Annotated in this window: 14 protein-coding genes and 4 pseudogenes; 7 read left to right on the top strand and 11 right to left on the bottom strand. The window is 62.5% G+C overall.

What is annotated here, in order from left to right; all coding sequences use genetic code 11:
* Nucleotides 1-33 precede the first annotated feature (33 nt).
* Nucleotides 34-642: an IS1595 family transposase gene (locus BQ7471_RS02905; protein ID WP_129583324.1), complete on the bottom strand. Its 609-nt coding sequence runs from the start codon at nucleotides 640-642 to the stop codon at nucleotides 34-36.
* A gap of 873 nt (nucleotides 643-1515) precedes the next feature.
* On the opposite strand from BQ7471_RS02905, the gene BQ7471_RS11030 reads away from it, so the two are divergent.
* The 4 genes and pseudogenes from BQ7471_RS11030 to BQ7471_RS10740 form a co-directional block, all read left to right on the top strand.
* A complete protein-coding gene (locus BQ7471_RS11030) occupies nucleotides 1516-2208 on the top strand; it encodes a cytidine deaminase family protein (RefSeq protein WP_076464060.1) in 693 nt (230 codons plus the stop codon).
* 555 nt (nucleotides 2209-2763) lie between these two features.
* Nucleotides 2764-4035: an ATP-binding protein gene (locus BQ7471_RS02885; protein WP_205408239.1), complete on the top strand. Its 1272-nt coding sequence runs from the start codon at nucleotides 2764-2766 to the stop codon at nucleotides 4033-4035.
* A gap of 126 nt (nucleotides 4036-4161) precedes the next feature.
* Nucleotides 4162-4327: pseudogene (locus BQ7471_RS02880) on the top strand (IS30 family transposase); the annotation flags it as partial.
* 42 nt (nucleotides 4328-4369) lie between these two features.
* Nucleotides 4370-4645 (top strand): annotated as a pseudogene (locus BQ7471_RS10740) (DUF2200 family protein); the annotation flags it as partial.
* 66 nt (nucleotides 4646-4711) lie between these two features.
* On the opposite strand, the gene BQ7471_RS11780 reads toward BQ7471_RS10740, so the two are convergent.
* Complete coding sequence (locus tag BQ7471_RS11780; protein WP_268874456.1) at nucleotides 4712-4834, bottom strand: hypothetical protein; 123 nt, start codon at nucleotides 4832-4834, stop codon at nucleotides 4712-4714.
* 246 nt (nucleotides 4835-5080) lie between these two features.
* Between BQ7471_RS11780 and BQ7471_RS02870 the strand changes: the two genes are divergently transcribed.
* Complete coding sequence (locus BQ7471_RS02870) at nucleotides 5081-6268, top strand: MFS transporter (protein ID WP_076464057.1); 1188 nt, start codon at nucleotides 5081-5083, stop codon at nucleotides 6266-6268.
* A gap of 275 nt (nucleotides 6269-6543) precedes the next feature.
* Here BQ7471_RS02870 and BQ7471_RS02865 read toward each other — a convergent pair whose 3' ends face one another.
* The 8 genes and pseudogenes from BQ7471_RS02865 to BQ7471_RS02830 all read right to left on the bottom strand — a co-directional run bounded on the left by BQ7471_RS02865 (nucleotide 6544) and on the right by BQ7471_RS02830 (nucleotide 15196).
* On the bottom strand, nucleotides 6544-7122 hold the full coding sequence (locus BQ7471_RS02865; protein ID WP_129583323.1) for a hypothetical protein: 579 nt from the start codon (nucleotides 7120-7122) through the stop codon (nucleotides 6544-6546).
* Nucleotides 7123-7474: 352 nt separating this feature from the next.
* Complete coding sequence (locus BQ7471_RS02860; protein ID WP_076464054.1) at nucleotides 7475-7924, bottom strand: DUF6318 family protein; 450 nt, start codon at nucleotides 7922-7924, stop codon at nucleotides 7475-7477.
* 45 nt (nucleotides 7925-7969) lie between these two features.
* Nucleotides 7970-8218 (bottom strand): annotated as a pseudogene (locus BQ7471_RS02855) (integrase core domain-containing protein); the annotation flags it as partial.
* A 151-nt stretch (nucleotides 8219-8369) separates the two neighbouring features.
* On the bottom strand, nucleotides 8370-8909 hold the full coding sequence (locus tag BQ7471_RS11615) for a GH36 C-terminal domain-containing protein (RefSeq protein WP_268874460.1): 540 nt from the start codon (nucleotides 8907-8909) through the stop codon (nucleotides 8370-8372).
* Between the two features lie 60 nt (nucleotides 8910-8969).
* Nucleotides 8970-10701 (bottom strand): annotated as a pseudogene (locus BQ7471_RS11610) (alpha-galactosidase); the annotation flags it as partial.
* Between the two features lie 135 nt (nucleotides 10702-10836).
* The gene (locus BQ7471_RS02840) at nucleotides 10837-12225 is read right to left on the bottom strand and encodes a glycoside-pentoside-hexuronide (GPH):cation symporter (RefSeq protein WP_076464050.1); all 1389 of its coding nucleotides are present in this window, start codon (nucleotides 12223-12225) and stop codon (nucleotides 10837-10839) included.
* The gene (locus tag BQ7471_RS02835) at nucleotides 12219-14618 is read right to left on the bottom strand and encodes a glycoside hydrolase family 2 protein (RefSeq protein WP_076464048.1); all 2400 of its coding nucleotides are present in this window, start codon (nucleotides 14616-14618) and stop codon (nucleotides 12219-12221) included. The genes BQ7471_RS02840 and BQ7471_RS02835 overlap by 7 nt, the downstream gene beginning before the upstream one ends.
* Nucleotides 14615-15196 carry a TetR/AcrR family transcriptional regulator gene (locus BQ7471_RS02830; RefSeq protein ID WP_129583322.1) on the bottom strand — a complete coding sequence of 194 codons (582 nt, stop codon included), beginning with the start codon at nucleotides 15194-15196 and terminating at the stop codon, nucleotides 14615-14617. The genes BQ7471_RS02835 and BQ7471_RS02830 overlap by 4 nt, the downstream gene beginning before the upstream one ends.
* A 411-nt stretch (nucleotides 15197-15607) precedes the next feature.
* Here BQ7471_RS02830 and BQ7471_RS02825 point away from each other — a divergent pair, with 411 nt between their 5' ends.
* Entirely contained in the window at nucleotides 15608-16579 is a 972-nt protein-coding gene (locus BQ7471_RS02825; protein WP_076464045.1) for a diaminopimelate dehydrogenase, read from the top strand.
* A 116-nt stretch (nucleotides 16580-16695) separates the two neighbouring features.
* Nucleotides 16696-18000 (top strand): carbohydrate-binding domain-containing protein, encoded by a 1305-nt coding sequence (locus BQ7471_RS02820; protein ID WP_076464044.1) that lies wholly within the window; start codon nucleotides 16696-16698, stop codon nucleotides 17998-18000.
* A gap of 336 nt (nucleotides 18001-18336) precedes the next feature.
* Here BQ7471_RS02820 and BQ7471_RS02815 read toward each other — a convergent pair whose 3' ends face one another.
* Complete coding sequence (locus BQ7471_RS02815) at nucleotides 18337-18927, bottom strand: 1-acyl-sn-glycerol-3-phosphate acyltransferase (protein WP_076464042.1); 591 nt, start codon at nucleotides 18925-18927, stop codon at nucleotides 18337-18339.
* Nucleotides 18928-18986 lie beyond the last annotated feature (59 nt).

Below are 18986 nucleotides of genomic sequence, written 5' to 3'. Positions count from 1 at the left end.
TGGTCTAGTTTAGTGCCTTCTTGCGAGGCTCCTTCAGCGTGAACCTGTACATGTCCTGCTCGCGCGTGTTGGACCTGAACTCGCGCTCCGTGAGGTGGAGGTGGAAGCCCTCCTTGGCAGCCCCCTGGTGTTTACCAGCCGGTTCGTAGCGTATCCCCAGAAGCTCTCGATGCCGTTGATGTGAGTGCGGGGGGTTCTCGTCTCCACGAGCTCGTCCGCGCCGTGGTGCACGCGGTAGTGGTGATGGTGGCCCCAGTCGACCAGGCCGTCGGAGGAGTTGAAGCCGTCGGTGTACATGGTCGACGACTTGTCCGCCTTTTTCTCGATGCCCTGCATCAACGTCCTCCTGGAGATGTCAGGGACTATCTGTGTGTAGACCTTGCCACCCCGCTTGAGCAGGCCAAATACGATCGTCTTGCGCCCGGCGCCGTGGTCGTGCCTGCCTCTGACGCGCCTGGGTCCGACGGAGCTCTCGTCGACCTCGCCGTTGAACGGCGAGTCCCGCTCGCAGAGCTCGGCGATCCTCGCCCTGAGCATCATGTAGTAGCGGTTGACCGTGTTGCGGTTGAGTCCCGTCAGCTCGGCCGCAAAGGCGGCCGTCACGTCGGCGCAGGAACAGAGCAAGGCCGTTGTCGCCATCATACGGGCCCGCGCTTAAGGAGGGCATTGATCCCGAGCTGTTGCGGCGGAGCGACCGTTCGATCCTACCTCCTAATCTGCGTGACCAAGCCGACGAGATCGACGTCAGCGCGGTGCGGACCTTTCTCGAGGAAGAGGGCATCCCACTTTACCTTGTGCCACGCGGGCGAACCGCCTTGCGGCTGCTGAGAGCTGATGACCGTGCAGAACGTCGACGCATTCTTGGCAATTGCTATTCGACTATTATCGAAGACTGTGCCGTGATGCTCGATATGGTGTCCTCTGAACAGATACTCCACGTGGTGGAGTTCGTTCGAGACGGAATCGGCGCGATGCGGGCTGAGAACTATCGGTCGGCCCAAGCGCTCTTCACCGTGACTCTGGACTCTCTCATTCTGTAGCTCAACCCCGACGTCAGTAAGCGGTGCGCGATCACTAATCGCGAGAGGGACTCCGATGTTCCGCAGGTGATTGACGAGATGGATGTTCGCGAAGCATTTGTCTGGCTTCCGATCTGGAACGCCCACGAGCAGTTCTGGAAGAAAAACGGTGACAAAGTGCCGTACTACTATTCACGTCACACGAGCGTTCATGGCGTCTCTTCGCGACAGTTCAACAAGCGCAACTGCGTCCAAGTCCTCATGCTCGTGACCAGTCTTATTGGGTACGCAGATCGGCTCGCCCTGGAGGGTAGGTAGCCAGCGATTGGCCCTGACGCGCATCTGCGGGCAAGGTCGAGTTGAAGTTCAACGTGTGAGACCGACGAGGCTGAAAGTGCCCCGCCCTCGATTATCGAGGGCAGGGCACTTCGCACGATTGAGTCCGACCCTCGTGGCCGACCTTGTACGCCGCCGCCCAGTCGGGGAGTATTGCGTTATGGCGTCTCCGACCGGTTGGGCAAACAATGATGCGATCATCGCCGCCGCTACCGAACTCGCCGCTACTCTCGGTAAGGATCCCAATCACACGGTCGCGGCGGCGGCCATGGATCTTCACGGCACCATCCACGCCGGTGTGAACAACTATCACTTCAACGGCGGTCCCTGTGCCGAATTGGTCGTGCTGGGAATGGCGGCGAGCGCGCACGTCGGCCCCATCGCGACCATGGTGGCCGTCGGAGACGGCGGCAGGGGAGTGATCCCGCCGTGCGGCAGGTGCCGTCAGGTGCTCCTCGACCAGCATCCCGACTGCCGCGTCCTCGTCCCGGGCGACGCCGGGAACGGAGGTATCGAATCGGTGCCGATCTGCAGCCTCCTGCCCTACTCATACCTGCAGCCCGATGAGGATGCCCGCCGTTTCCTGCGCATCGACCGGCGCCAGCTCGATGAGGCGCTGGCTGGGCGCGGGGCCCGCCTCCTCCGCCCTCACGATCCGGTGACATGCGGGCCGACGACTCTTGTCCTCGAAGATGCCGAGCGGCGAGGCTTTGACACGGTACCGGGCGTGATCGACAGTGTCACCCCGATTCTCCTCTCCGAGGTCGATCCGCGCAATCAGGCGGATCTTCGCAGCCTCTACCCGGGGATCGCGTCGGATGCGAGGCTCAACGACATCCGCTTCCACATCTGAGACTGGGCTCGGTGGTTCGCGTCGAACAGAGCGGAAGCTGAAATAGACGGAGCCCCTCCGCATCCGGTGTGCTACAGAGAAGGATTAATCCCCTGTCAGCGAGAATCATGCTGAATAAGAGCTGAAAACGGTAGCGAAGAACATCTGAAAACGGTAGCGAGAAAAGCGGGGAATAGCAGTGTAAAACGATGAAGGGCTATCGTCGCAGGACTCTTGATCGTGAACTGGAGAGCGCTTAGGTCGCCGACAGGTTCGCGAGGTTCCGCCAGTTTGTCGTGGTGTCGCTGGATCAGTCCTTGTCCGAGATAGCGTGACGCTACGGCAGGTCGCAGAGATTGAACGGAGTGGGGCTCAAACTCAGCGCCTGATTCCCCGAGCTCCCGGGGACCGGACCCGCCCTCGGCTGCGAGTTCCGCGTGTGCTAGAAGGGTCTGCGTTTGTTTGCGTCGGCAAGCGATCATATTTGCTCTGTTAAGGTGCTCATGTTTGCTTACTAGAGCGGCTCGCGAATGCTAGGTTAGGTTCATGAAGCTTACGAGTGTCGTTCCGCGCCGGGTGAGCGAGGTCCTCGTGGAACAGGTGCGTGTGGAGCCGGTGGTGGCACTTCACGGTCCCCGATCGGTCGGCAAATCGACGGTTCTGCGCGCGTTCGCGGCGCAGGTGGGCAGTAGCGTCATCGACCTCGACGATATCGAGGTCCGTGAGGCCGTGGAAGGGAATCTGACGTCTGCTGTATCGACGGCTACGACGCTGTGCGTCGATGAGTACCAGCGCCTCCCGGACGTCCTGGACGCGATCAAGGCGCGCCTGAACCGAGAGGGAAGCAACCCGGGTACTGCGGTCATCACGGGATCCACGCGGCAAGACGCCTTGCCGCGCACGGCCCAAGCACTCACGGGTCGCCTGCATTCGCAAGTGATCTGGCCCTTGTCGCAAGGGGAGATCGTCGGCGTTCGCGAGGACTTCCTCGAGCGTTTGCTCGCAGATGTCGCGGACACGGTGGCGGCGCTCCCCACATCAACGACCTCTAGGGACGAGTATGTGGATCGGGTTTGCTCAGGCGGAATGCCGTTAGCGCTGCGCCGTACCGAGGCGTCGCGCGCGCGATGGTTCGACGACTTCGTCCGTGCTTCCGTCGAACGCGATGCCGTCGAGCTCAGTCGAATTCGGGAGCGTCAGGCCCTTGCCGATCTGCTGGGTCACGTGGCTTCGCGGACCGGGCAGTTGTTGAATGTCTCCGCCGGAGCGGAGGAACTGGGGATCAATAGGGCAACCGCCGAGAATCACTTGCGCCTGTTGGAGGATCTGTTCCTGGTCGTGCGGCTTCCTGCCTGGGGCAAGACGCTGCGCTCCCGGGTGAGTGTCAAGCCGAAGGCCCACGTCGTCGATTCCGGACTTGCCGCACGGCTGCTTCGCCTCACCCCCAACAGGCTGCGAGGCCTCGACCCGGCGGCGTTGACCGATTTCGGTCATCTTCTGGAGACGTTCGTGGTGGGGGAGATCCGCAAACAGGCTTCGTGGCTGGGGGAGCCGGTTGCGCTCGGGCATTGGCGTACCAGTGACGGCGACGAGGTCGATCTCGTCATCGAGCGTGATGACGGACGCGTGCTGGCTATAGAGGTCAAAGCGAGCGAGCGAGCGCCGGGGTCGGAGTTTCGCGGCATGGCCAAACTTCGTGATTTGCTCGGCGACCGTTTCCTGGGCGGCATCATGATGACCGCAGGCAAGCGCTCCTATACTTACCAGGATCGTCTGCATGTGATCCCCATCGACCGCTTGTGGACGCCAGTCGGCGGGCATGCGTCTGGCGCGGTGACAAGGAACTAGATCTATTGGAGGCCCAGTGGAGTTCCGCACGGGGCTTACGTATAAGAAATAAAAGTGCCGCAGCGCACCGGCGGTGTCATAGCGTCTAAGCAACAGTATCAAACCCAGGGCTTGACACTGCGCTAATACTTCCCCAAAGGCACAGACCCTGTCCTGCTGGGCGGCACAAGACATCGACGCCGTCGCTCACGCCCTCAACACCAGGCCCCGCAAGACCCTCGGCTGGAAAACCCCAGCCGAAGCCTTCAACGAGTATCTACAATCAACCAAGCAAACCAGTGTTGCAACGACCAGTTGTCCTGCCGTTGATGACACGGCTGGTCGCGCGCTCGGCGAGTTCCTCGACGCGGCGCCCGCCCTCAATCTGAATCGGAACCTCATCACCGGCTCCATCTGCGGCGTACGCATTCAAGATATCGACGAACCGGATATGAAACTCGTGCGCCAATTAGACAAGCTCGTCGACGAGATCGCCAAAGGGCGCTCGATGGAGAATCCTTCGGGAAAGCTGACAGCTCTTCGCCTGTTCCAGCCGTCGCCCTCGATCGACAACGAGGACGAGCCTCGCTTCGGATGCGCGACCCCTGTGCCGCCGATATGCGCACTATGACGAATGCAATCGGGTGCGTCCTCGCCGATGTTTGAGATCGCGCACTCCCTGCCTTCCATCGCACCCTTACGGGCGTATGACGTGGCGCTGGGAGACAACGCGGACCGCGTAGACCTTCGATTGCTTGTGGCGGCGGAACCACTTCTGAGGCGGCTCCCACAGGTTGATTCCTCCATTCCACGGACGCATGTCGCACCTCCACATGCTTCACGCTAGTCAGTATGAACTCGCACTTCATCAGGACGATGACCTCATCATGCTCCTCCACATGCGTATATGCCACTCCCATTTGCACGCCCGGCTCGTTGTGCTTCGCTCTCATCCGCTGTAGAGCCACGGCGGACGGGCGTGATTACGATTCCAGCCGCCTGTTAGGGTCCTCGTATCCGAACGATTCGTGTCGTTTTCCCAGTTGCGTTGCAGAAGAGGTCTTCCATGTACATGCTGCTGCTCGCGGTGATCTATCTGGCTTTCATCAGCCTCGGCCTGCCCGATTCCCTCGTCGGTTCCGGATGGCCGGTCATGCACGTCGACCTCGGGGTGCCGACCTCGTTCGCGGGCATTGTCACTGTCGTCATCGCGATCGGCACCATTGTGTCCTCCCTGCTCTCAGAACGGCTCACGCGCCGCTTCGGTGCCGGCCTCGTCACAGCGGTATCCGTCGCGATGACTGCGGTGGCTCTCCTCGGATTCTCCGTGTCGACCCAGTTCTGGATGCTGCTCGTATGGACGCTGCCCTACGGGCTGGGCGCGGGCGCCGTCGACGCTGCACTGAACAATTACGTGGCTCTGCATTACAGCGCCCGCCACATGAATTGGCTGCACTCTTTCTGGGGAGTGGGCGTATCGATCAGCCCTTTCGTCATGAGCTATGCGCTCACCCTGGGAGGGGACTGGCCCGCAGCCTACCGGACCATCGGTATCCTGCAGATCGTCCTAGCTGCAGCACTCGTCGCGAGTCTGCCGATGTGGCGCAAGGTATCAGCGATGTCGTCGCGAGACTCGGACGGCGCCGCCTGCGACGAGGTTGCACCCGGGGGGCACGTGCCGCTGACAACCGCAGTCCGCATCCCCGGAGTCCCTTTCATCCTTCTGGCATTCTTCGCGTACTGCGCCGTCGAACAGACGGCGATGCTGTGGGGCGCCACCTTCTTCGTCACGGACCGGGGATTCGACCCGTCGTCCGCTGCCTCTTTCGGAGCGCTCTTCGTTCTGGGACTCACCGCTGGGCGCTTCCTCTCCGGCTTCTCCGCCGACAGGGTCGGCGATCGCATGCTCATCCGAGGAGGCCTCGTGCTCGCCGCGGTCGGTGCCGTCTTCGTGGCGGTGCCGATTGCGGTGGTGTCATTCGCGGGCTTCGTCATCGCAGGCGTCGGAGCTGCGCCGGTGTACCCGGCGATCATCCACTCCACGCCGATGAACTTCGGGCGCGAGAACTCTCAGGCGATCGTGGGCATCCAAATGGCCGCCGCTTATACGGGCACGACCGTGATGCCGCCGCTGTTCGGCGTACTGGCCGGTTGGACGGGCCTGGGGCTGTTGCCGTACTACCTGTTCGTCCTCGCCATCCTCGGTCTGGTGATGACGGAGCGGCTCAATCGCCTCAAAGCTGCACGGGGCTAATACCGACGCGTCAGCGACCTCGTCCTGTCCGCCGCTTAACCGGGTACTCCCTCCCGTGCGAGTCAGGAACATACTCGACAGCGACATACTCGACAGCCGCAAATACGCACACAGTTTTCACCGTCGCGCGTCGTTACACGCCAACCGTGAGAAACGTTTGCGCAGATCACGCGGGTGGGATGAAAGCGTTGGGGGATAGGCACGGAGAAACTGTGTGCGTTTATGCAGGTGCAGCCGTTGTCTGTGTTGTGTGGTTGTTGTTGTGTTGTGTGTGTTTAGTGGGTGGGGGTGGTGTTCCAGAGGTGGCATTCTTGTGTGGAGCGGCGCTCGAACTCATCGAGGTGGGCTTGTTCTTCGCGGGTGCGTTCTTCTGGGAGAGGAACCGTGTAAATATGCGCCTTACACACCTTAAATGGCTGTGTGGACTCTACCGTCGTCACCACACCATTCAAAGAGGCTGTCGATCCGTCAAAAGGACTGGTCACACTACCCCGCCATGTCGTTGTCAGCGTGATCACCACATCCGGCTGCTTACGCTGATACACGTGATACACGCGCGTGGCCGGATACGGGGCACCCGGGTCTGTGGTCACCACCGGCGCAGTCCCGTCCCCGAAGTCATAGGAGAACCGTGTCGCCTCCAAGGTGAGGGTCACCTGTGCGCCGAACAAGGTGGTGGTCAGCGTCTGCGTCGGGGCAGTGACATACACCAGGGTGGGCACATCGATGAGCGTGTCCCACGTGGGCTGCTTCACCAAGCCAGCGCCACTAGCCTGCACGCGGGCGACCGCATACTCCAACAGCACGCGAGCGTCAGGAACACTGTCAACAGGCTCCTCATCAGTGGTGGGCACAGGCAAGCGAATCCTCTGATCGTGGTTATCGTCAGGAACCCCATTCGCCCCCGCAGTCCACGTCACGTTCTTGCACGTAGGATCCTCCAGATCCAAATTCCCCGCATCCCGCTTCTGCCAACACGACAACCTCCGCTCCACCGCAGGAGCCACCCCCACACGCACCTCACCCGACTCAACCACAGACGAATCAACAGACGCCCCAGAATCCTGCACAGTCGTACGAGACGCATCCATGTTGATGTTTGACCCGCTCGTATTCGTTCGAAAATCATAGTCAGTATCGGAACTCGCGTATGCTCCGTGGCTTGTCATAATGACAGTGGCAGCAGCGAGAGCGGCGGTTAGTGCTTTACTCTTGAGGGACATCGGATGCTTCCTGTTCGTAGACGTGCCAGTTGTGCCCATCCCACTGCATCAACAGATCAAGAAGGAACGATACTTCAGGGTGGTCGCTGAGCTCTCCATCTCGGTACGTCTGATACGCGTCAGTCTGGACCGTGAACCGAACAGCGAATGAGTCGGGAACACCTGTGACCTCTGACACGTCGAGCGTTTCGTGTGTCTTAACGACCCGGTATTTGCCGCCATGCGACCACCCACCAGATGCATACAGGTCTTCAATGCGTTCAATGAACTCAACACACGGCATGCACGCATCAGTATTGACAAACTCTCTCAAAGAGGTGGTGTCGCCGGTCTCCCACGCGTAGTCCATGAGCGCCAGGTAATGCTTCGCGGCTTGTTCTGCACCAAAAGCCGAATACGTATACGCATTGGACTGAAGCTCCGGCTCATGCACGTGGACAGGAACCTTTGAAGCGCCCCAGGTTTTGTTCCGCTTCTTTTAGTGGGTGGTCACCGGTGTTGGTGTCCGGCGTTGATTGTAGGTGTGGATGACCTCTTCGGGCGTCTGGTAGCCCAGTGCCTGATGGAGGCGAGCGGTGTTCCACCAGTGCACCCACGACAAGGTCGCAAATTCCACCTCGGCCAGGGACTCCCACTGCCCGGTGTAGATGAGCTCGGTCTTGTACAAGCCGTTGACGGTCTCGGCGAGCGCATTGTCGTAGGAATCCCCCACGGTCCCCGTCGACGCCTTGATCCCCAGGCCCGTGAGCGTGTCGTTGTNCCGCCTATGGCTACCCCCTCCACCCCCCTTGTGGATAACCCCCACGCCCGCATAAACGCACACAGTTTCCACCATCGTACACGGTTACACACCAACCACTCGCACGCGTTTATGCAGGTCACCATAGGAGAAGTGGGATCAGCGGGACACCAGCACCAAGAAACTGTGTGCGAAACAGCGGGCACAGACACAGTGACAGCAACGGGCGCCGACGAGTAGGACGCCACGAACCTTGCTCTACCCACCATTGAGCCGCACTCCGCTTACACGCGCTCAAGCAGATGAATCCTGGCCGAATAGTCCGGCATAGCGCGCATACCCTCCGCCCAGCCGGTACCGGTGAAGCGCTGCGGGAGTCGCAGCCCGCGCTCATCAAGAGATCCCCCGCGACCTCCACCGAGAAAGCCTCAGTTGCTAAGAGCCTGTGCCTGGTCACCGTGCGGATCAGCGCCCCATCGGGATTCACTTTCACGGGCAGGGCCTCGTTCATCAACGACCCGAAGATCCGCGGATCTAGGGACTCGACGCGGGTCGACACCCGGTAGCGCCACCCTGGGTTGAGGCCCCGCAGCACCAAGGGCTCCTCATGCGAGTTCGGTGTCACGCGCCCCACCATTTCCATTACCGCTGCGGCGGACTGGTCCTGCGAGACGATCATCCCCGCGCATTCCTCGCCGTCGAAGGGGGCGCGCATGTGGCGCCACCTGCCGTATTGCAACAGTTCGCGATGCTCGCGGTAGAACGCGATCTGTGCGGCGACGGCCCTGCGCTCAGCGGGGGACAGTGCTGACAGATCCAGTTCGTAGCCGAGTAGCCCGAAAGCGACAACATCGAATCGAGCCTTCAGCGGGCTCACGTGCAGAGTCTGATGGTTCGGTACGGCGGATGCATGCGAGCCCCGCACGCTCTGTGGGTATCCGAAGCTCGCCCCTGTCTGAATCCGCGCCCGTTCCCACGCATCCGTGTCGTCACTCAACCACACCTGCGGCGTGTGGGCGAGCATCCCCAGGTCCACCCGGTTGCCCCCTGAGGCGCACGACTCGAAGAGCACATCCGGATGAGCGCGGACAACGGCGTCGATCACCCGGTACAGTCCCAGGGTCCACGCAGTGTCGAGCCGCCCCTGTTCGACGAGGCTCGCGCTCCACCGGTCCGTGTGGTGGCGGTTCGTATCCCACTTGACATACGCGATCGGCGCGGAGCCTACCAGCTCGGTCAATGCGCCGATGAGGTGGTCCTGAACGTCAGTGCGGGACAGATCGAGCACCCACTGATGCCTGCCTTTCGAGGGCGGAACGCCCGGGGAGGCGAGGATCCAATCGGGATGCGCTTCGAAGAGCGCGGAGTCCTCGCTCACCATCTCCGGTTCGACCCACAGGACAAAAGACAACCCGCGGGCGGACAAGCGCCGGGCGAGGCCGTCCAACCCGTGGGGGAGGCGCTGCTGATTCACGTCGAAGTCCCCGAGTCCACGTGAATCGTTGGTGCGTCGCCCGAACCAGCCGTCGTCGAGTACGAAGAGTTCCGCGCCGACGTCCGCTGCGGCACCCGCCAGGGCACCGAGCTTCTTTTCGGTGAAGTCGAAGTACGTCGCCTCCCAGTTATTGACGAGGATGGGACGCGGCGCCCGCGCCCACCGCTGCGGCACCACATGCGAACGGACGAGGGCGTGCATCTGCGCTGACAGGCCATCGAAACCGGTGTCGGACCAGGTGAGCACGGCCTCGGGAGTGTCGAAGGACTCACCGGGTGCAAGCGTCCAGGAGAAACCCTCCGGCTGGATGCCGCTGACGATGCGGGTCGAGGAGTAGGGGCCCGCCTCCACGACGGTCGTATGAGAGCCCGACCAGAGTAGGTTGAAGCCGTAGACGGAACTGTGCGTCTTGCACGTATCGGAGTTGCAGACCAAGACGAAGGGATTGCAATAGTGGGAGGAGACGCCGCTGCGCGACCCGAGGGCCACCGCCCCCGCGCCGACGGGTCGGAGTCATCTCCCGCGCCCATGCTCCCGTGAAGGACACGACGTCCCAGTCCCTTGCGGGCAGGTCGAGCTGCCGGGACATGATGCGCTCCAGCATTAGCGGCCCGTCGCCCCCATTGGTGACGCGCGTCCTCGTGACGATGACATCGCAGGCGTCCAGGGGAGTGTAGAAGCGCTCCACCACGACGCCCGAGGCCGCAACGGTCTGCACGCGCAGCGTGTGACCGACACCGTGAACGCGGGGCAGTCCCGCAGCGTCGGGCGCGGCGTCGAGGACATCGATCGAATTGAGGCGCAGGTCGTGCATTCCACTACCATCGGCTCCCCTCATGATCAGCGCGGGCGCGCGGAAGTCCCTCTTGTCCAGGGGCGAGATCTCCAGGCCGAGGTGGAGCAGTGACAGCGCGGGGTCTGTGTCCTCGTCGTAGACGACATCGGTGCTCATGGCGACATCCACGCGGGCGCGCATGGCCTCCAGCGTCGGTGAGACTCGCGCCCCGTAGTGCAGGTGTTCAACGAGCGGCCCCTGGCTGCGAGGTAGTAGCCCGAGCGGAGCGTTTCCACACACCAGACTCCATCGACCTCGCGACTCATCATGGGCTCCTCAGACGCCAGTGCCGGTATTCGGGGTGCGGGGGGCGGACGATGTCTGCGCGACGAGCGCCGCAGAGACCTCAACCAGTTTCTCCTCATCGAGGATATAGCGGCGGCGCAGGAATACGAGGGCGAAGACGAAGCCGATGACCGGCACCACCATCATGAGGACGCGCAACCCCATGAGGGTCGCGCGGCTCTGAGAAGCGGCATCCGGATCCAAGCCGATGATGTCGATGCCGATGCCTGCGATGAGTACCGATAATGCGGAGGCGAGTTTGACGACGAACGTTTGCATGGAGAAGATGACTGCTTCGTTGCGCTTGCCCGTACGCCACTGCCCATAATCCACCGTGTCGGCGAGGAATACGGTCGTCAACACAGTCGCGAGGCCGAAGCCGATATAGATGATGAATGCACACACAGCGAGCGCCGGGACGGCGTGGACTCCTGCAAGGGACAGGGCCAGCAGCAGCGCGTATCCGCCGATCGTCGTCGAGATTGCGCCGGTGAGGATCTGCCGGGAGGTCCATGTGGTGCGCAGCAGGGGCAGACAGGCCATGGACAGGATCTGACCGGCGCCGCCGACCGCGCCGAAGAGGGAGTACAAGTCGGAGTTTCCCATGTCGTACTTGAAGAAGTACACGGCCAACTGGGTCGTCAGGTACAGCGAAGCATTGAAGACGACGATCCCAATGACGACGACCATCGCCTGATCGTTGCCCAGCAGTGCTCGGAACATCTCCGAAATGCGCGGAGCTCGCTCGGGGGCGACTGCGCCGCCGTCGTCCTCTCGGACGAGGGTCACCATGATGAGTTCCGCGACGATGAAGAACACGGCGATCGCAGCGGCGAGCAGGACGAATCCGTCGCGCTCGCCGGAGACGACTCTCACCACGACGAGCATCGTTGCGATCGTCGGGATCGCGAAACCCACTGCAGCGGCGGTGCGACCGACGACCGCCATATTCTCCCGGTCTCTTCCCGGCCGGGTGATGGCGGGGATCATCGCCCAGAAGGGGATATCCATGAGCGTATAGGTGACGCCCCACGCGACATAGGAGATGGAGAGCCAGATGAGCAGTCCCGTGCCCTGCATACCCTCGGGAACGGCGAACATCGCATAGAGGACGAGGGCGTTCGTGAGGGTGCCGGTGACGATCCACGGTCGGAATCGTCCCCAGCGGGTGCGGGTCTTCTCAACGACGACTCCCATGATCGGGTCGTTGACTGCGTCGAAAATGCGGGCGGCCATCATCATGATGCCGATGAATGTTCCCGACACGCCCAGCACATTGTTGTAGAAGTAGAGGATGAAGCCCGAGACGAAGGCGTAGACCATGTCCTTGCCGACGGCTCCCATACCGTATCCGATTCTTCGGGTCGCCCGGTTCAGCATGTCGGCGCCTCCTCGCGCTCAATGGTGAAGTCAATGATGACGGGGTCTGCACCCTCGCACGAGATGGTGAGCCGGGCGTGGCCCGCGCGCCCCAGAGTGCGGATATAGGTGCCGGTGGCGCCGCCGCTCAGGGAAATGACATCCGGTCCGACGAGTTCTGCGTCCCCGTCGAGGACGAGGCGGATGACCCTGTGCGCGTAGGTGCGCGGCGCCCCGTATTCGTCGGTGAGGCGGATGCGCACGCTCGCCATATCCCAGGTGTCGGCGTCAATGAGACAGGTCGAGTCCACATCAGCGTGCAGGATGGAGCGCCTGCCCGGGGCGCGTTCGATGGAAGCCACGACGCGACCGCCCCGCACCGCGTCGAAGCGCCAGACGACCGCCTGCCCTCCCCAGGATGCGACCCATGTGTTGTACAGGCGCGTCGCGTCGTCGAAGTCGAAGCGATTGGCTGCCGCGAGCAGTCCCGCTTTGATGCGAGTGGCGAGCGGCATCCCCGCCGCCCCGTGCTTCGCGGCATCGCGCAGAATCTGCTTCACCCATTGCGAGGTGAGCCGATCCATCCCCTCATGGCGTTCGAGCAGGTCGCCGACGGTGTCGGAAATGATAATGGGAGGGTGGGCGAGGTGCGGGTAGACCGCACGGTCGGGGGAGTAGGTCCCCACGAGGTCGGGGCCGCGGTAGAGGCGGACCTCATCGGCGTTCGTGAACACCGCGATATCTCCAATGAACCCGCCGGGGTGCTCGCCGATGTCCATGGACGAACTGGGCACGAGGACGTCGCGCTCCGCCTGGCTCGCGTAGACGGCGGCGGCGAGCTTGGGGTTGCGGAACATGTCGAGGACGCCGTGGTGACACACCTGATCCCCCGACCCGAAATCGCGGTGCGTCTGGTAGTCGGCGAAGCACCAGCCGATCGCCCCGGCAACGCCGTCGGCGCCCTGGGCGTCATCGTGGACTCGCGCATGGCGCAGCGCCTGGGAGAGGCGGTGGGGTTCGTCGTCGCAGGACTTCGTGGGGTACATGTGCCCGGTGTGCTCCGAGATGACGTAACCCTTGGACGTATCCGGCGTGATCTTTGCTTTGGGGTCGATTCCCCGGTTCGCACCGGAGTGCACGAAGTCGTTGTAAGCATAGACGTCCTCGAGGAGAGTCGACTTCGCGAAGTTGCGCACCCCGGTCGTCGGCCTCGTATCGTCCAGCGCCCGGGCAACGGCATTAGTCCGGGCGTAGAACTCGTCGTCGGGACTCTCATTGATGCGCACGCCCCACGCGATGATGGAGGGGTGGTTGCGCCACTGGGCGACCATATCCCGCGCGTTTTCGACGGCGCGGTCCTTCCACACGCCTTCGCCGATGTACTGCCACCCGGGGATCTCGGTGATGACGAGCAAGCCGATCTCATCGCAGCGGTCGATGAAGTGGTGGGACTGGGGGTAGTGGCTCGTGCGCACGATCGTACAGCCGAGTTCGTCGCGCAGGATGTCGGCGTCGAAGCGCTGGGCGCGCGCGGGTGCGGCGTAGCCCAGGTGGGGCCAGGACTGGTGGCGGTTGAGGCCGCGCACGGGAGTGAGGCGCTCATTGATGTAGAGGCCGTCGGATCGCCAGTCGATGCTGCGGAATCCGAAGCGAGTCGCGGATTCGTCGAGCGGCTCATCCGCGTGTGCCGGGTCAACGAGGTCGACGACGAGTGCGTGAAGGGCCGGGTCGTCGGGCGACCACGGGCGGGCGTTGGGCACATCCATGTGCAGGTGCACGAGGGGGTGGTCGGCGGGAGCCGTCGCCGTCGCGCATTCGACGCCGTCTGCGCTCATGACGCGGGCACACACAACGAGGCCGGGGGCCGCGCTTTCGACCTGAACTTCGGTGTCGAGTCCGCCCAGATGATTCGCTTTCGCGAACACATCGCGGATATAGGAGGGGCAGGTCACGTCGAGGTGAGCCTCGCGATAGAGGCCTCCGTAAGTGAGGTAGTCGATGACTCCTCCAAAGGGCGGCTGGTCGAGGGTTTCACGCGAATCGAGTCTGATCGCAATGACATTGTCGCCACCGATGTGCAGGTGCTTGCTGAGGTCGACAGTTACTGCGGTCCATCCGCAATAATGCGACCCCGCGAGGACGCCATTGCAATAGACATCTGCCTGATGCGCGGCGCCGTCGAGGGTGAGGCGAATGGTCTTGCCCTCCCAAGAGGCGGGTGCATTGAGGCGGCGGACGTATCCGGATACGAGTTGGTAGTCGGAGTCGTCGAGGCAGTTGAGAGGAAGCTGGGCGACCGTGTGGGGCAGTCGCACTGCAGTGAGTTCCTGTTCATCGGTGCCGTCAGCGGTGACGAGGGCGTCGTCCCATGTCGGTGTGAACGCCCACCCGTCGTTGAACGGGATTCGGGTCATCGCTCATTCCTCGGGGCCATTCCCCAGATGAGCAGGTCCATCATCGATTCCAGGGTTCTGCTCCAGTCGCGGGCGGCCTCGGGGCGGGTGAGGAGGTGCTCGAAAGCGCCTTCGATGACGCTTCTGGCCAGGGTGAGGTCGAGTGTGCGCAGTTCGCCCTCGTCGATCGCCTGCTGGAGGAGGGCGAGAGTCGGCTCCCAACCGGATTCGAGATGGTCGAGGACTTTCCGGTACACACGCGGGTACTTCTCGGCGGTGGATTGGAAGTCGGCTCGGGCGATGGAGGGTCGTGCGGGCGGCTGCACGATGATGATGCGCTGGACTTTTTCGATGGTGGTGAGCGAGTCGTCCTCGAGGATGTCGAGCTCCGCCTGCTTGACCTGGGTGAACCAGTAGTCGACGGCGCTGGCGAGCAGATCCTCCTTAGAATCGAAGTGCACGTAGAGCGTTTTCTTCGACATGGAGAGGCGGGTCGCCAAGTCGCTCATGGTGAATTGGATGCCCCGTTCGGTCCACAGGTCGATCGCGGCATTGAGACAGCGCTCGCGGAGCGCGGTAACGGATGATTTTTGAGACATCTCCACCCCCTCGTGGAAACCAAAAACTCCCTATTGAGTTTCCGTGATGTGGGGAGCATACCCCCTTCCTCCGCACCCGCGCAAGCGATTTCCGGCACTTTGATGCCGTATGTGGAGCATCTCCGACACCGTGCTGGGAGCGACACCGGGCGAATACGCTGACGCCATGACATCCGTTGATGAATGCCTTGCTGGTCTCCCCGCTGAGGTGAGGGAGCGCTTGATGAATTGAGGGGGAATCGTCCGCGCCGAATCGCCAGATGCTCATGAGATCGTCTCCCACGGCATCTTCGGGGCGCTCGCTCGGGCATGATGCCGGCGTGTCACCAGATGAGATGCGCGAGAGACGCAGTCGCCACCGGTGCACAATTCCGACGGACGCAAGATGTAAAAGACAGGTAAAGGTGGATCATGATCAGGGTAGCGGTCAATGGATACGGCAACCTCGGGCGAGGCGCTGAAAAGGCCATCATCAAGAACGCCGATATGGAACTGGTCGTCGTCTTCACTAGGCGGGACCCGGAGACAGTAACCACGCTCGGAGCCCCCGTCGCCCATATCGACGACATGCTCGAATGGGCCGACTCGGTGGACGTGTGCCTCAACTGCGGAGGATCGGCAACCGACCTGGTCACCCAGGGGCCCCAGGCGGCGCGCCTGTTCAACACCGTCGATTCCTTCGATACGCACGCGAAGATCCCCACTTACTTCGACTCCGTTGACGAGGCAGCCCGCGCCGCCGGACACCTCGCCCTCATCTCCACCGGCTGGGATCCGGGACTCTTCTCCATGCTCCGGGTTCTCGGCGATGCCGTCCTGCCCGATGGCGCCACCACCACCTTCTGGGGTCCCGGCGTCTCCCAGGGGCACTCGGATGCCCTCCGCCGCATCGACGGAGTCCTCAACGCGAAGCAGTACACCCTTCCCGTCGAAGAGACCATTGCCGCAGTGAAGACCGGCGATGACGTCGAGTTGACGACTCGTTCCATGCACAAGCGCGACTGTTATGTTGTGACAGCGCCCGATGCGGATCGCGAACGCATCACGCGCGAAATCATGGCCATGCCGAATTACTTCGCCGACTACGACACCACCGTCACCTTCATCACTGAAGAGGACATGGCCTCGCAACATTCGGGCATCCCCCACGGCGGTACCGTCATCCGTCGTGGCACCACCTCCGAGGGCATCGCGGAGACGATCAACTTCGAGCTTAACCTCGACTCCAATCCCGAATTCACGGGCTCCGTGGTCGTCGCCATGGGGCGCGCCGCTGCGACGATGGCCGCCAGGGGAGAGGTCGGCGCACGCACCGTCTTCGACGTGACCCTCGCCGACCTGTCGGCGAAGACCAGCGAAGAGCTTCGTGTCCACTGGCTCTGACCCGATCCGCTCCTCCCATATCCCTCCTTCAGATCCTCCACAGCGCATTCATAAGATGGCAGAGTCGAATTAGATGCCGACGACGAGGAGACGCCTCGCTCAACTGAAGGAGACCCATGAGTATCCGCACCGGAAAGACCACGATTGGCGCACGGCTGACAACAGCCGCCGCACTGACCGCCATCGTCCTCGCTGCCTGCAGCACGAACACCGAATCCTCCGATCCGATCACCCGAACGCCCGAGTCGGCCACCACCGCGAGCACAGCATCCGGAACGGGGCGAAGCGTCGGATCGACGAGCCCCCTCGCCGGCTACGACACCCACTTCGATACGGACGACCTGACGTGGATGAGCAACGAGGAGCGGGTCATCACCCTCGCAGACAATGCAACGAGCAGTGATGCCGAGGGCGTGACGGTCGCATCGAATACGGTGACCATCACCGAGGGCGGCGTCTACCGCATCTCGGGCTCGCTGTCCGATGGGCGACTCATTGTGTCCGCACCTGACGACAACACCGTCACACTCATCTTCGACCGCGTCTCCATCTCCTCATCCACCGGCCCCGCCGTCGCCGTGACCAGCGCTGATGAGGTGACGATCTACACCGAGTCGGGCACCGAGAACTCAGTCGCGGATGCAAGCGGCTACACGGTCGACGAGGAATCGACGCCCGTCGCCGCGATCTCCTCGGCGTCCGACCTCACGATTGCCGGAGACGGCGCGCTGAACGTCACGGGCAACACGAATGACGGGATCAACACCTCCGACGGCCTCGTCATCACGTCCGCCAGCCTGACCGTCTCCGCGGTCGACGACGCGATCCGGGGCAAGGACTACATCGTCGTCGACGGAGCGACCATCACCGCCACCTCCGGAGGAGACGGGCTCAAGTCCGACAACATCGAGGACGCTGAACGCGGTTGGGTCCTCATCGGAGGCGGAGACATCACCATCGCCGCAGGATCCGATGGCATCGACGCTGAACAGGCGATGGAGATCAGCGGCGGCACGGTGGCGATCACGCAGTCTGATGAGGGCATCGAATCCCATCAGCTCACCATCTCCGGCGGGACCATCGACATCGTCGCATCCGATGACGGTCTCAACGCCACCGAGTTCATCGACAACACCTTCTCCGAAGACGATGACGGGTCTCTCATCACGATCAGCGGTGGCACAGTGACGATCACTGCGGGCTCTGACGGCCTCGACTCGAACGGCTCCATTGCTCTGACCGGCGGGACCATCACCATCTGGTCGGGTCAGGCAGGCGAGGGCGACGCGGTCGACGCGAACGCCCAGGTTACACTCGACGGCGCTACTGTGACGGCGAATGGAATGGACATCACCTCAGCCGATCAGATCGCCAGCCGCATGGGAGGACCCGGGGGAATCGGAGGACCGCGCCCCAGGTGATGCGACGAGCACTGACCGACGGCCACAGATCCTTGAGGAATCTCCCAGCGGATGTTCAGCAGGGACTAATACGGTGGCCGACATGAATCTCTATGCGTCGTTGTCGCACTCTCCGCCGGGAGGGCGCGGCAACGGTGCATCCCGCCCGCCGAATCGGGCGGACACGATCAATACGATTCTGCTATTCGAATGACGAGCCGAATGCCCATGACCCGAAGCAGAGCGAAGAGCCTGAGTCCCAGCCATTCGAGTTGGCTGTGGACTTTGGCTCACAGGCCCCTGCCGCTGTCCAAACGATCGCGTTTGAAGCGGGCAATGCGCACGCGGCCGAACCCGTCATAGGGTTTCGTCGTCAGCCTCGTCCTCTGCGCGCAGACGGGGGACGGACGCCTTTTCGGCATTGACTCCCTCCTTATCGGCGTAGAACTGGCGGATCTTGTCCATATCCGCCGCAATATCGTCCGTTAGGCGAATCGATGGACCCCACCCGAAGGTGCGCGTCTTCGCGTCGACGAAACCGAGTTGAACGGGCAGATCGGCGCCCAGGGCGATCCGGTAGAAGCCCGACTTCCAGTACTCGCGGGGCGACCTCGTCCCCTTGGGAGTCAGCACAATGGTGAAGGAATCCGAGTCCTTCACCGCGTCGACGACCTGACCGACGATCCCATTGGACTTCGTCCTGTCGACGCCGAATCCCCCTACCCATTTGATGAAGGAGCCGAAAACGGGGACGTTGATGACGGAATCCTTCACAAGGAAGGTAAAAGGGCGCTCAATGCTCCAAAAGGACAGCGCCATGAAGACACCATCCCAATTCGAGGTGTGGGGCGCTCCAATCACCATCGTTTTGTCGGCGAGCGGCTCTGAGACGAAGGTCCATCGTGAGAACCGCAAGTAGGTCTGGGCGATGAGGCGACGGATGCGCATGGTGCTCCCCGGGGTGAGTGCCGCGCGAAGGCGGCGAATCGAATGTGGACCTGTGGGCA

The organism is Actinomyces mediterranea (assembly GCF_900155595.1).
Lineage (GTDB): Bacteria > Actinomycetota > Actinomycetes > Actinomycetales > Actinomycetaceae > Pauljensenia > Pauljensenia mediterranea.
Note: the sequence above shows the minus strand (reverse complement) of the source record. Positions and strands in the feature narration are given on the sequence as shown.

What these genes read in the sequence shown, in the direction of transcription:
- BQ7471_RS02830 (WP_129583322.1), bottom strand. Translation starts at nt 15,196, where the DNA reads ATGTCTCAAAAATCATCCGTTACCGCGCTCCGCGAGCGCTGTCTCAAT.
- BQ7471_RS02825 (WP_076464045.1), top strand. Translation starts at nt 15,608, where the DNA reads ATGATCAGGGTAGCGGTCAATGGATACGGCAACCTCGGGCGAGGCGCT.
- BQ7471_RS11780 (WP_268874456.1), bottom strand. Translation starts at nt 4,834, where the DNA reads ATGCGTCCGTGGAATGGAGGAATCAACCTGTGGGAGCCGCCTCAGAAG.
- BQ7471_RS11030 (WP_076464060.1), top strand. Translation starts at nt 1,516, where the DNA reads ATGGCGTCTCCGACCGGTTGGGCAAACAATGATGCGATCATCGCCGCC.
- BQ7471_RS02840 (WP_076464050.1), bottom strand. Translation starts at nt 12,225, where the DNA reads ATGCTGAACCGGGCGACCCGAAGAATCGGATACGGTATGGGAGCCGTC.
- BQ7471_RS02815 (WP_076464042.1), bottom strand. Translation starts at nt 18,927, where the DNA reads ATGCGCATCCGTCGCCTCATCGCCCAGACCTACTTGCGGTTCTCACGA.
- BQ7471_RS02820 (WP_076464044.1), top strand. Translation starts at nt 16,696, where the DNA reads ATGAGTATCCGCACCGGAAAGACCACGATTGGCGCACGGCTGACAACA.
- BQ7471_RS02870 (WP_076464057.1), top strand. Translation starts at nt 5,081, where the DNA reads ATGTACATGCTGCTGCTCGCGGTGATCTATCTGGCTTTCATCAGCCTC.
- BQ7471_RS11615 (WP_268874460.1), bottom strand. Translation starts at nt 8,909, where the DNA reads ATGATCGTCTCGCAGGACCAGTCCGCCGCAGCGGTAATGGAAATGGTG.
- BQ7471_RS02905 (WP_129583324.1), bottom strand. Translation starts at nt 642, where the DNA reads ATGATGGCGACAACGGCCTTGCTCTGTTCCTGCGCCGACGTGACGGCC.
- BQ7471_RS02835 (WP_076464048.1), bottom strand. Translation starts at nt 14,618, where the DNA reads ATGACCCGAATCCCGTTCAACGACGGGTGGGCGTTCACACCGACATGG.